We start from the raw sequence: 14420 nt of genomic DNA on the forward strand, positions 1-14420 counted from the left end.
GTTTGCGCGGGGGAGACGCGACGGGCCGTGTGCCATCGCCGTGATAGCGAAAACGTACCGATCCGAGGGTTGCGGCCGAGGGTGGGCACGCAATGGCCCACCTTCACCTAGGCTGTCACAGGCCGTGTTGTGCAGCCGACCGCGTTTCTTCGAGCGAATGTCGTAACAGATTCCCGCTCTTGGGGATAAGTGACAAGTTCGCTCTTGTAAACTCGAACGCTTGGCTCGCGGCGGTATAGCGGTCCATTAGTGAAGTATGTGCGTTCCATTATGCGGGTGCGGTCTTTAGGCGCGCAATAGGTGAGAGGTGTAGTACCGGAAATGGCAAGGGATCGTCGTTCCGCACGTGGTAGTCGGCGCCGGGTCGGTCTGCTCTTCGGGAATTTGCTCGCGGCCGCTGTGGAGCCCGCCGCCGACGCCGTCGCCATCCGGTTCAACCCTTCGGGCGATCCGTCCGATGACAGGCAGCTGACCTATCGCGAACTCGACGAGTTGTCGTCGCGGCTGGCGCGCGAGCTCATCGAACACGGGGTGGGCGCGGGTGATGTGGTGGCGATCGGTATCGCGCGCAGCATCGAATCCGTGCTTGCCGTATGGGCGATCGCGAAGACCGGTGCCGCATATGTGCCGGTGGATCCCGCATATCCGGCCGACCGTATCGCGCACATCCTCACCGACTCCGGTGCCGTACTCGGGTTGACCACCACGGCACACCGGTCGGTGCTCGGCGCCACGGTGGAGTGGATCGAACTCGACGAACCGGCGCACGCCGGACGCATCGCCGAGCGCCCGGCCCATCCGATCTCCTACACCGACCGGGTTCGTCGGTTGGACGAGCGGCACCCCGCCTACGTCATCTACACCTCGGGATCGACCGGACGGCCCAAGGGCGTCGTGGTCACGCACGGCGGGCTGGCCGGATTGGTTGCCGCGCAGCGCGACCAGTACGGGGTGACGGGGGAGTCGCGCGTGCTGCACGTCTGCTCGCCCAACTTCGACGTTTCGGTGCTAGAACTCCTGCTGGCCTTTTCGGCCGGTGCGACATTGGTGATCGCGCCGCCTTCGGTGTTCGGTGGGACCGAACTCGCGGATCTGCTGCGGCGCGAGCGCGTCACCCATATGCTCATCACCCCGGCCGCCCTGGAATCGGTGGATCCGGACGGACTGGACGAACTGCGGGTCGTCGTGGTGGCCGGCGACAAGTTCGGGCCGGAACTGGTCGGCCGCTGGGCGGGCGAGCGTGCGTTCCACAACGGCTACGGCCCCACCGAGGCGACGATTCTGGCCACCGGCACCCCGCCGCTGGTGCCGGGCGAGCCCATCACGATCGGCACGGCCATCGCGGGTATCGGTGCCTTCGTTCTGGATTCCCGATTGCGCCCGGTGCCCGCCGGGGTGATCGGCGAGCTGTACCTGTCGGGTCCCGCACTGGCACAGGGCTATCTCGGACGGCCGGGCCTGACCGCGGACCGGTTCGTGGCCAGCCCGTTCGGCGCCGATATCGGCAGCCCGGGCGCGCGGCTGTACCGCACCGGCGATCTGGTGCGCCGCACCGAATCCGGCGCCACGGAGGGCGGCGTCATCGAGTACCTGGGTCGTTCGGACTTCCAGGTGAAGATTCGCGGCTTCCGTATCGAACTCGGCGAGATCGACAACGCGCTCACCAGCCACCCGGAAATCGACTTCGCGGCGACCCTCGGCAGGACGCTGCCGTCCGGCGCGACGGCGCTGGTGGCCTATCTGCTGCCCAGGAACGGGGCCGAGGTGGACACCGCGGCGCTCGCCGAGTTCCTCGGGGAGTCGCTGCCCGCGTACATGATTCCGGCCGCCTTCGTGGTGCTGGATGAGATCCCGCTGACCCCGGTCGGCAAACTCGACCGCGCGGCGCTGCCCGAGCCGGTCTTCGCCGCGCGCGAGTTCCGCGCGGCGGAGACGCCGGTGGAGGAGATCATCGCCGAGGTATTCGCCGAATTGCTCGCTGTCGAGCGCGTCGGTCGCGACGATTCGTTCTTCGCCCTGGGTGGCGATTCGATCCTGTCGATCCAGCTGGTCTCGCGGGCAAAAGCACGCGGTGTCGTCTTCACCGCCGCGCAGGTGTTCGAATATCGCACGGTCGCGGCCCTGGCCGAGATCGCCACCTCGGCCGATGCCGTCGAGCCGGAGCGACTGGCGGAACTGCCCGGCGGTGGGGTCGGCGAGCTGCCGTTGCTGCCGATCATGTCGGCGATGCTGCCGAATGACTCGTCGTATCAGCGGTTCTCGCAGTCGATGGCGCTGCGGCTGCCCGACGGCATCGAACGGGAGACGCTGGTCGCGACCGTCGGTGCCGTCCTCGACCACCACGACATGTTGCGGGCTCGGTTGCGCGAAGCCACATCCGACACCGCCCGCATCTTCGAGGCGTTGGAGCCCGGCGCGGTCGATGTCGACGCGCTGGTGCATCGGGTCGAGCTGCCCGCCGATATCGACGACGCGGAGTTGTCGCGGCGAGCCAGTGTCGAGTACGACGCGGCGCTGGGCCGACTCGATCCGGCGAATGCGGTGATGGTGCAGTGCGTCTGGTTCGCCTTCCCGCCCGGTGGCCGTCGTCGCGATGTATTGCTGGTTGTCGCGCACCACATCGTTATCGACGGAGTCTCCTGGCGGATTCTGATTCCGGATCTGGCAATCGCCTGGTCGCAACTCGCGGCGGGGCAGCCGGTGGCGTTGCCCGCCAACGGAACCTCGATGCGGCGTTGGGCGCACGCCCTGCGCGATGTGGCGCAGGATCCGGCGCGGATCGCGGAACTGCCATTCTGGCAACAGGTTTCGGATACCGAAGATCCGTTGTTCGGTGCGCGTGCGTTCGATCCGGCGGTGGATACCTTCGCCACCGTCGATCGCGTCGAGGTGACGGTGCCTGTCGAGGTGACCGATGCGCTGCTGACCGCGATTCCGGGCCGGTATCGCGGTGGTGTCAACGACGGCCTGCTTTCGGCGTTGGCGCTGGCGGTGAGCAAGTGGCGTGGCGAAAGCGCGGGCGGCACCGCGCTGGTCAAGTTGGAAGGCCATGGGCGCGAAGAGGGGCTCGTCCCCGGCGCGGATCTTTCCAGGACCGTCGGCTGGTTCACCAGCGCGTTCCCGGTCCGGCTCGATCTCGCGGGCGCCGATCTCGCGGAGGCGTTCGCGGGTGGAAAAGCCATGGGCGACATCGTGAAATCGGTGAAGGAACAGCTGCTCGCGGTCCCCGACAAGGGGCTCGGCTACGGCCTGCTGCGCTACCTGAACGCCGAGACCGCAGCCGAATTGGTCGGTGCCTGCCAGATCAGCTTCAACTACTTGGGCCGGATCTCGACTGGCGAGATTCCGGCGGAACTCGGCGCACTGGGTTGGGTGCCGGTCGCGGATCTGGGCCAACTGGATGCCGAGCTGGATCCGGATATGCCCGCCAACGGCGTGATCGACATCAATGCGATCGTCACCGACGGTGCGGATGGACCGCAGCTGGGTGCGTCGTTCGCCTTCCCACGCGGGTTGTTGTCGCGGGAGCGGGCGCAGGAATTCGCCGATCTGTGGGTCGCGGCACTGCGCGCACTGGCCGAGCACGCCAAGCACCCGGATGCCGGTGGGCTGACGCCGTCGGATCTGCCGTTGGTCACGGCCGCCCAGACGGATATCGAAGTGTGGGAACGGAATTACCCGGCGCTGTCGGATGTGTGGCCGCTCGCGCCATTGCAGTCCGGGCTGCTGTTCCACGCGCTGCTCACCGAGTCGAGCGTCGATGTCTACACCACCCAAACCGTCGTGGACCTGAGTGGCGACGTGGAGGTCGACCGACTGCAGGCAGCGGCGCAGGCCATTCTGGACCGCTACCCCAACCTGCGGACCGCGTTCGTCGCCAGCGCCGACGGCCACGCCGTGCAGGTGGTCCTGAACCAGGTCGAAATGCCATGGCGTTCGGTGGATCTGACGGAGCTGCCCGAGCCCGAGCGGTTGGCGGAATTGAAACGACAGGTCGCGCTGGAGCGCGAAACCCGCTTCGAGATGTCGGTTGCGCCGCTGATCCGGTTCACGTTGTATCGCACCGAGCAACAGCAGTGGCATCTGGTGGTCACCTCCCACCACATCCTGCTCGACGGCTGGTCGATGCCGCTGCTGATGCGAGATGTGCTGGTGCTCTATGCGACTCGCGGCGATCGGTCCGCGCTGCCGCGGGTGCCCTCCTACCGCACCTTCCTGAGCTGGCTGGCGGGCCGGGATCGGGCGGATTCGGAGCGTGTGTGGGCGCAGGCGCTGTCCGGTGTGGACGAGCCGACCCAGCTTGCGCCCCAACCGCGCACGGCCGAAGGCCAAGAGATCGGCCGGGTAGTCACCGAGATCGACGCCGAGCGCACCCGCCAGATCACCGAGCGGGCCGTTGAACTCGGCGTCACCGTGAATACCCTGATGCAGGCGGCCCTCGGCATCCTGCTCGGGCGGCTCACCGGTCGCGATGACGTGGTGTTCGGCACCACTGTATCCGGCCGCCCGGCCGAGCTGCCGGGCGTCGAGTCGATGGTTGGCTTGTTCATCAATACGCTGCCGGTGCGCGTGCGGATCGACGGCAAGCTGGCGATCGGCGAGTTCCTGCAGTCGCTGCAGCGCGAGCAGGCTGCGCTGCTCGACCACCACTATCTGGGTCTCACCGATATCCAGCGGATCGCAGGTGCCGGAGCACAATTCGACACCCTGCTGGTTTTCGAGTCGTACCCGATCGACCGGGACGCGATCACCGCGGCCAGTTCCATCGACGGCATGTCGGTGACCGGTGTCGGCACCAGCGACGATACGCACTACCCGCTGACGCTGCTGGTGACCGCGACCTCGACGCTCGAGCTGACCTACAAGTATCAGGGCGACCGGTTCCGCGCCGATGAGGTGGAATCCCTTGCCGCACGGCTGACTCGGGTGCTGGACGCACTGCTCGGCGAGCCCACCGCACCGGTCGGCGATATCGACATCATGCTGAGCGACGCCGAGCGGGATCGCGTCCTGGTGGAGTGGAACGCTACCGGTCATACCGTCGAACCCGAGTTGCTGCTGGACGGCTACCGGCGCGCGGTTCAGGCGCATCCGGAGCGGGTCGCGGTGGTGTACGAAGGCGCTGAGCTCACGTACGGGGAACTCGACGAGCGGGTGAATCGCCTTGCGCGCCTGTTGATCTCGCAGGGTGTCGGTGCGGAATCGCTGGTCGGCCTCGCGATCCGGCGTTCGCTGGATCTGGTCGTCGGCATGTACGCGGTCCTCACCGCGGGCGGTGCCTACGTGCCCGTGGACCCGGATCATCCGGCCGATCGCGTCGAGCACGTGCTGACCGCCGCGCGGCCGGTGTGCGTGCTCACCACGACCGCGGATGCCGTACCGGTGCCGGACGGAATTCCGGTGCTGCACATCGACACCACGGATCTGGACGGATTTGCCGGTTCCCCGCTGGCGGCCGGTGAGCTGCCGCGGCCGGTGCGCCCGGAGAGCCTGGCGTACGTACTGTTCACCTCCGGCTCCACCGGACGGCCCAAGGGCGTAGCGGTCTCGCATCGGGCGATCGGCAACCATCTCGCGTGGATGCAGTCCCGGTATCCGCTGCATGCCGATGACGTGTACCTGCAGAAGGCCGCCTTCACCTTCGACGCCTCGATGTGGGGCTACTTCATTCCGCTGCGGGTCGGCGCCACGCTGCTGATGGCCACCCCCGACGGCCATCGCGATGCCACCTACATCGCGGAAACCATTGCGGCGCAGCAGGTTACCGTTACCGACTTCGTGCCATCGATGCTTGCGGTGTTCGCCGCCCACACGCCCGCGGGTGCGATTCCGACACTGCGGCACATCATCGTCGGCGGCGAGCTGCTGCCCGCGGAGACCGTGGCCGCGGTGCGCGCGGTCTGCGACGCGTCGGTGCTCAATGTGTACGGGCCGACCGAGACCGCGGTCGCCGTCACCACCTGGCTCGCGACCGCCGAGGATCGGGGTGGCCTGCCGATCGGATCGCCGGTCTGGAACAGCCGCCTGTACGTGCTGGATTCCCGCCTGCGGCCGGTTCCGGCCGGGGTCACCGGTGAGCTCTACCTCGCCGGTGATCAGCTGGCCCGCAGCTATCTGGGGCGCGCGGATCTGACCGCGGAACGGTTCGTGGCCAACCCGTTCGGAACGGGCGAGCGGATGTACCGGACCGGCGACCTGGTGGCCTGGAGCGCGCCGAGTGTCCTGAAATACCTGGGCCGCACCGACTTCCAGGTGAAACTGCGCGGACAGCGCATCGAACTCGGCGATATCGAGGCAGCACTGCTGGCGCAGCCGTCGGTGAGCCAGGCGGCCGTCCTGGTGGTGTCGACGGAGCTCGGCGACCAGCTCGTGGCCTACGCGGTCGCGGCGCCCGGCGTGGATATCGAGGTGGAGCCGCTGCGTGCTGCGCTGGCGGGCACGCTGCCCGCGTACATGGTGCCGGCGACGATCATGGAGCTGGCCGAGTTCCCGCTCAACACCAGTGGCAAGCTGGATCGCCGGGCTTTGCCGCGGCCGATGCTGGCCAGCCGGGAATTCCGCGCGCCGTCTACCCCGTTCGAGGAGATCGTGGCCGAGGTATTCGCCGAGGTGCTCGGTGTGGACCGAGTGGGTGCCGACGACGACTTCTTCGTACTTGGCGGCAACTCGCTGGTCGCGACCCAGGTCGTGGCCCGGCTGAGTGCGGCATTGGGCGCGCGGGTGCCGGTGCGCACGCTGTTCGACGCACCCGTGGTCGCCGAGTTGGCGCTGCGTATCGTGCCGGATGCCGCGAACGCGGATCGGCCGCCGTTGACGCGGGTGGTGCGGCCGGAGTCCATCCCGCTGTCGCTGGCACAGCATCGGATGTGGGTGCTCAACCAGGTCGATACCGAATCCCCGTCCTACAACCTGCCATTCGCCATCCGGCTCACGGGCACCCTGGACGTGCCCGCACTGCGCGCTGCCGTCGTGGATGTGCTGGAGCGGCACGAGGCGCTGCGCACGAGGTTCCCGGCCGACGGCCCGGACGCGATGCCGCGCCAGGAGATCCTGTCCGTGGCCGAAACGCTGCCGAACGGACTGGAGGTCGAAACCACCGCCGATCCGGACCGGGTCGCCGCACTGCTGTCCGCCGGATTCGATATCACCGAACATCCGCCCGTGCGCATCCGGTTGTTCTCCGATCCGGCGCGCGAGGAGCATCTGCTCGTCCTTGTCACGCATCACATTTCGGCGGACGGCGTCTCGCTGGCACCGCTGGCGCGGGATCTGGCGACCGCCTATCTCGCGCGCACCGCGGGAACCGACCCTGGTTGGGCGCCGTTGCCGGTGCAGTACGCCGACTTCGCGCTCTGGCAGCGCGAAGTCATCGGCACCGAAGACGACGAGAACTCCATCGCCGCACAGCAATTGGCGTATTGGCGGCGACACCTGGCCGGTGTGAGCGAAACCGCGCGGCTGCCGCTGGACCGTCCGCGTCCGGCGCAGGCATCGCTGCGCGGTGGCTCGCTCGACATCGCCGTGCCCGCACAGGTCCACACTGCCCTGGCCGAGCTCGCGCGCCAGCACAATTCGTCGCTGTTCATGGTCGTGCACGCCGCACTGGCCGCGCTGCTCGCGCGGCTGTCGGGTGGCTCGGATATCGCGATCGGCACACCGATCGCGGGTCGCGGTTCGGCCGAGCTGGATGATCTGGTCGGCATGTTCGTCAATACGCTGACCCTGCGCACCGATGTCGATCGCGGCGCCGCGTTCGCGGCATTCGTGGATCAGGTCCGCGACATCGATCTGTCCGCCTTCGCCAATGCGGAGATGCCGTTCGAGCGGGTGGTCGAGGAGGTGCTGCCCGCACGGGCCATCACGAGCAATCCGCTGTTCCAGGTGATGCTGTCGTTCCAGAACATCGAACAGCCGACGCTGGCGTTGCCCGGTCTGACGGTTTCGGCCGTCGATACCGGTGAGATCGTCGCGAAATTCGACCTGCAGGTGATCGTCGAGCCGCGTCGGCGCGCGGATGGCTCGCCGGACGAGCTGGTCATCGGCTTCGCCTATGCGACAGATGTTTTCGAGGAAGCCACCATTGCGGGCCTGGCCCGACGGTTCGAGCGGATCCTCGCCGCGGTCGCCGCCGATGCGCAGGTGATCGTCGGTGCCATCGACATCCTCGACGAGGCGGAACGGGACCGGGCACTCGCCGCGCCCGTTCGGACCGCCGAACCGAGCTCGACCGAACAGGTCACGCTGCTGCCGCAGCTGTTGGCCGATGCGGTGGACAACAATCCGGACGGTGTCGCGGTGGTCTTCGTCGATGCCGCGCGGCAGCTGGGCGAATGGGAGTACGTCGACCTCGACGAGCGCTCGAGCAGGCTGGCTCGACTGCTGATCGACCGTGGCATCGGCCCGGAGGATCTGGTCGCGATCGGCATTCCGCGCTCGTTGGAGTCCGTGCTCGCGGTGTGGGCGATCGCCAAGACCGGTGCCGGATTCGTCCCGGTGGATCCCAACTACCCCGCCGAGCGGGTCCGCCACATGATCGCGGATTCGCATGCGGTACTGGGACTTACGGTGGCCGAGGTCGGCGCCGACCTGCCCGACGAGGTGCCGTGGCTGACCATCGACGCCGACGATATCGATCGGCGGCTCGACGACTACAGTGCCGATCCGGTGACGGATGCGGATCGGCTGCGGTCGTTGCGCGCGGCCCATCCGGCCTATGTCATCTACACCTCCGGATCGACCGGCAAGCCAAAGGGGGTGGTCGTCACACAGGCCGGTCTGTCGAGTTTCTGTGATGAACAGCGCGAGCGCTACCGGGTGACGAGCAGTTCGCGCACACTGCATTTCGCATCGCCGTCATTCGACGCGTCGGTGCTGGAGCTGCTGTTGGCCATCGGTGGTGCCGCGACCATGGTGGTGGCGGCGCCGTCGGTTTACGGCGGCGAGGATCTGGCTGCCCTGCTGCGCCGGGAGCGGGTGACGCATGCGTTCATCACGCCCGCGGCACTGGCTTCGGTCGACCCGGCGGGCCTGGACAAGCTCCGCGTCGTCGTCGCCGGTGGCGAGGCCTGCCCGCCGGAGCTGGTGCGGCGCTGGACGATTCCGATCGCCGGGCGGCGTACCCGTGAGTTCTACAACGGATACGGGCCGACCGAGACCACGATCATGACCAATATCAGCGCGCCACTGGTGCCGGGGGAGACCGTCACCATCGGCGGGCCGATCCGCGCCATCACCGAGTACGTGTTGGACGATCGGCTGTCGCCGGTGCCGGACCGCGCCGTCGGCGAGCTCTACATCACCGGCGCGCAGGTGGCCCGCGGCTACCATGAGCGCCCCGCGCTGACCGCCGCCCGATTCGTGGCGAATCCGTTCGATCGCGACGGTGCCCGGCTGTACCGGACCGGCGATCTGGTCCGCCGGACGGTCGACGGCGCGCTGGAATATCTGGGCCGCAACGACTTCCAGGTCAAGGTTCGCGGCTTCCGCATCGAACTCGGCGAAATCGACGCCGTCCTCGCGGCACACGACACGGTCGACTTCGCGGTCACCGTCGGACACGAAATCGCCAGCGGTGCAACCATTCTCTTCTCCTATGTGCATGCCGCCGCCGATGCGGTCGCCGATGCCGACGAACTCACCGCATTCGCCGCGCGGAGCCTGCCGGCGCATATGGTGCCGACCACCGTCATGGTGCTCGACGAGATTCCGCTGACCCCGGTCGGCAAACTCGACCGGGCCGCCCTGCCCGCGCCGGTCCTGCATACCCGGGCATACCGTGCGCCGTCCGGACAATGGGAAGAGCTGGTCGCGGGCGTATTCACCGAATTGCTCGCACCCGCGACACCGGTCGGCGCCGACGACGATTTCTTCGAATTGGGCGGCAATTCGCTGATCGCCACCCGGCTCGCGGCGCGACTCGGCGCGGCATCCGACACCCGGGTTCCGGTGCGCCTGCTGTTCGAGGCATCGACGGTCTCCGCGCTCGCGGCCAGGCTGAGTGAGCACGAGGCCGGAAGCGACCGTCCCGAGCTGATCGCCGGTCCGCGGCCGGAGCGGATTCCGTTGTCGGCGGCGCAGCAGGCAATGTGGTTCCTCAACCGCCTGGATACCGCCTCGATCGCCTACAACGTGCCGATGGCGGTGCGCTTGACCGGTGCCATCGACACGCAGGCACTGCGGGCGGCGATCGGTGATCTGGTGACCCGCCACGAGATTCTGCGCACGGTCTACCCACCCATCGACGCCGGTCCGGTGCAGGTGATCCTGCCTGCGGCGCAGGCGATTCCGCCGATGCCGGTGCAGACCATCGACCCGGCCGACCTCGTGGCCGAGTTGGCAGCGTTGGCGAGAACCGTCTTCGATCTCACCGTCGAGGTGCCGGTCCGGGTCAGCCTGTTCGACCTCGGCGACGGCCCGGACGGGCGCGAATATGTGCTGGCCCTGGTCGTGCACCACATCGCCGGCGACGGTTCGTCGATCGGCCCGCTGGCCCGCGATCTGATGGTCGCCTATGCGGCACGCTGCGCCGGACAGGCGCCGAATTGGACGCCACTGCCGGTGCAGTACGCCGACTACAGCATCTGGCAGCGCGAACTGCTCGGTGCCGAGGACGATCCGGAATCCTTGGTGGCCAAGCAGATCGGGTATTGGCAGCAGGAATTGGCCGGATTGCCGGAGCAGCTCGACCTGCCCTCGGATCGCCCGCGCCCGCTGCTGCGGTCCTTCGCCGGTGGTCAGGTGTCGGTGCAGATCGACGCCGAAACCCACCGCGCGCTGGCCGAATTGGCGCGGGCCAAGGGTGCGACGGTGTTCATGGTCGTGCACACCGCGCTCGCCGTACTGCTGGCCCGGCTGTCCGGGACCAACGACATCGCCATCGGCACGCCGACCGCCGGGCGCGGCGACGCCGCGCTCGACGACCTCATCGGCATGTTCATCAATACCCTGGTATTCCGAACCCGTTACGAAGGCGGCGCGCGTTTCACCGAGCTGCTCGCACGGCAGCGGGAGACCGATCTGCAGGCGTTCGCGAATTCGGACGTGCCGTTCGAGCGGTTGGTCACTGTGCTGAACCCGGTGCGCTCGACCGCGCGGCATCCGCTGTACCAGGTGGGGCTGTCGTTCCAGAACCTGGACCGCGTCGCACTGGAACTGCCGGGGCTGACCGTTGCGAGCCTGAATGTCGGCGTCGAGGTATCGCAGTTCGATCTGCACTGGTACATCGGCGATGCCTACGACGAGGCGGGCACGCCGCTGGGTATCGGCGGCATGGTCACCTACGCCGCCGATATGTTCGACCCCGCCACGGTGCAGGGTTTCGTGGACCGGTTCGCGCGCCTGCTCACCGCCATCGCCGCTGATCCCGATGCGGTGCTCGGCGAGATCGCGCTGACCGATGCGACCGAACGCGCCGAGCTGCTGTCGGATGCGGCCGCCACCGCGCACCCGGTATCGGCGGATCACCTGCTGACCGGCTACCGCAGTGCCGTGGCGACGACACCGGATGCGGTGGCCGTCGTCCACGACGAGACCGTCTGGACCTATCGGGAATTCGATGAGCGCGTCAACCGCCTCGCCCGACACCTGATCGCGCAGGGCGTCGGCCCCGAATCCGTGGTGGCACTGGCGATACCGCGTTCACCGCAGCTGGTCGCCGCGATGTACGCGGTGCTGACCGCGGGCGGCGCCTATCTGCCGCTGGACCTCGACCATCCGGCCGACCGGATCGGGTACATGGTGGCGACGGCCGAGCCGGTCTGCGTGCTGACGACCGCTGGCGACCCGGTACCCGTCACGGGAGTTCCCGTTATCGATATCGACACCCTCGAGCTGTCGGAATACTCCGGCGAGCCGGTCGATTACGGCGAGCTGCGTGCGCCGCTGCATGCCGATCATCCGGCGTACGTGTTGTTCACCTCGGGTTCGACCGGTCGGCCCAAGGGGGTCATGGTCTCGCACGGCGCGATCACCAACCAGATCGAATGGATGGTGGCGGAGTACGGGTTCGGTCCCGAGGATGTCTACCTGCAGAAGACGGCGACGACCTTCGACGTATCGCTGTGGGGTTATTTCGCCCCGCTGTGGGTCGGCGCGCGGCTGGTGCTGGCCGCACCGCACGGACAGCGCGATCCGGGCTATATCGCCGAGCTGATCGCCGGCAACCAGGTGACGGTCACCGATTTCGTTCCTTCGGTACTGCAGGTCTTCCTGGCCGCCGCCCAGGTGCCGCAATTGGCCTCACTGCGTGCGGTTTTCGTTATCGGTGAGGCCTTGCCACCCACCACGGTCGCCGATTTCGCCGCGCTGTCGGATGCCGGACTGCACAACCTGTACGGTCCCACCGAAGCGGCGGTTTCGGTGACGTATCGGCCCGCGACCATCGACGACCGGTTGACGGTGCCGATCGGTGTGGCGCTGTGGAATACCCGCACCTACGTGCTGGATTCCCGGCTGCACCTGGTACCCGCCGGTGTCGTCGGCGAATTGTATTTGGCGGGAACCCAATTGGCGCGCGGCTACCTCGGCCGCGCCGACCTGACCTCGGACCGGTTCGTCGCCGACCCGTACGGCCCGCCCGGTGCCCGGATGTACCGGACCGGTGACCTGGTGCGCCGCCGCGCCGACGGGGTACTGGAATATCTGGGGCGCACGGACTTCCAGGCGAAGATCCGTGGCCACCGGGTCGAGCTGGGGGAGATCGAGGCCGCGCTGCTGGCGGATCCGTCCGTCGCCCAGGCCGTCGTCGTGGTGGTGAAATCGGAGGCCGGCGATCAGCTGGCCGCCTATGTGGTGCCCGCAACCGACCTCGAGGCGGATGCCCTGCGCGATTCGCTGTCGCATGTGCTCCCGGGCTATATGGTGCCCTCGGCCATCATGGTGCTCGAATCCTTCCCGGTGAACAGCAGCGGCAAACTGGATCGGGCCGCGCTGCCACGGCCGGTCCTGCGTGTCCGCGAGTACGTGGCACCGGCGACCGATACCGAGCACGCCGTCGCCGAGGTATTCGCCGAAGTGCTCGGCATTGCTCGCGCCGGCGCCGAGGACGATTTCTTCGATCTCGGTGGTACCTCGCTGCTCGCCTTCACCTTGCAGCGCGCCCTGGCCGGCCGGCTCGGTATCGACGTGCCGATGGCGGCACTGTTCACCGCGCCCACCGTGCGCGGCCTGGCCACCCGCCTCGACAACCCGGACGAGTCCGTGGCCGCGGTCCCGGGCGCGGACCTCGCGACGATCACCACCGATGCCGTGCTCGAACCGGAGATCGATGGTGCCGGTCGCGCACCGGCTCGGGTCGAGGCCCCGCGCAACGTACTGCTGACCGGCGCAACCGGATTCGTCGGCGTGCATCTGCTGCGGGAACTACTGTCCAGCACCGAGGCGACGGTCTGGTGCCTGGTGCGCGGCGACGACAGCGAGCGGGCCTACAAGCGGATCCGCGACGCCATGCAGCTGTACCGGATCTGGGACGACGCCTATCAGGGGCGGATCGTCGCTGTCGCGGGTGATCTGGCCGCACCCGGACTCGGACTCGACCGGTCCGACTACGCGCGGCTCGCCGAGCAGATCGACACGGTCTACCACAACGGAGCTCGGGTCAATCACATCGAGCCTTATGCGCGGTTGCGCGCCGCCAATGTGTCTGGCACTCGTGAGGTGTTGCGGTTGGCGACCACCGGTCGGATCAAACCGGTGCACTTCGTCTCTACGGTCAACGCCGTGATTCCGAATGCGCCCGCCCCGGATTTCGTCGGCCGCGAGGATGCGCAACTGCGTGTCGACGAGGTATCCCAAAACGGTTACGTGGCAAGTAAGTGGGTGGCCGAACAACTGATCCGCCAGGCCGGTGCCCGCGGTGTGCCGGTGAGCATTTACCGTCCCGGAACGGTCTGCGGCGATCCGCGGGTCGGGGTGAACAGCGTCGACGACTCGTTCTGGAACATGATCCGGGCTGCCGCCATTCTCGGACTCGCCCCGGAGGTGGGCGACGCCACCATGTCGCTGGTGCCGGTGAATTACGTGGTGGGCGCGATTGTCGCGCTGGCGGAGCAGCCGCCGGCCGGTGCGGCGTACCACCTGGTGAACACCCGGCCCGTGGCGATCGGCGATATCTTCGACGCCCTGCGCAGGCACGGGATTCCGGTCGAGATCGCATCGATCGAGGAGATCGCGACCAAACTGGCCGCGGAAGCGGCGGCGCGCGATGCGAGCGGCGACGATTCGCTGGTGCGCGCCGCGTTGGTCAGCGGCAACTACGGTGGTGCCGCGGCCGCCGTCGAGGACACCAACACCCGAATCGAGTTGGCGCAGTATGGAATCCACTGCCCACCGATCGATGCCGAGGCGTTGGATGCCTATGTGAGATCCTTCATCGATGCGGGTTTCTTCCCCGCTCCGAGTGACGTCCAGCTGTAGAGAGGAAA

1 protein-coding gene is annotated in these 14420 nt (G+C 67.9%); it reads left to right on the forward strand.

Features of this window, described 5'->3' with window-relative positions; translation table 11 throughout:
- Positions 1 to 321 precede the first annotated feature (321 nt).
- Positions 322 to 14412: an amino acid adenylation domain-containing protein gene (locus tag AB0L58_RS31955; RefSeq protein ID WP_364392544.1), complete on the forward strand. Its 14091-nt coding sequence runs from the start codon at positions 322 to 324 to the stop codon at positions 14410 to 14412.
- Positions 14413 to 14420: the final 8 nt, after the last annotated feature.

Origin of the sequence: Nocardia sp. NPDC052112 (assembly GCF_040680135.1) — a bacterium.
Taxonomy (GTDB): domain Bacteria; phylum Actinomycetota; class Actinomycetes; order Mycobacteriales; family Mycobacteriaceae; genus Nocardia.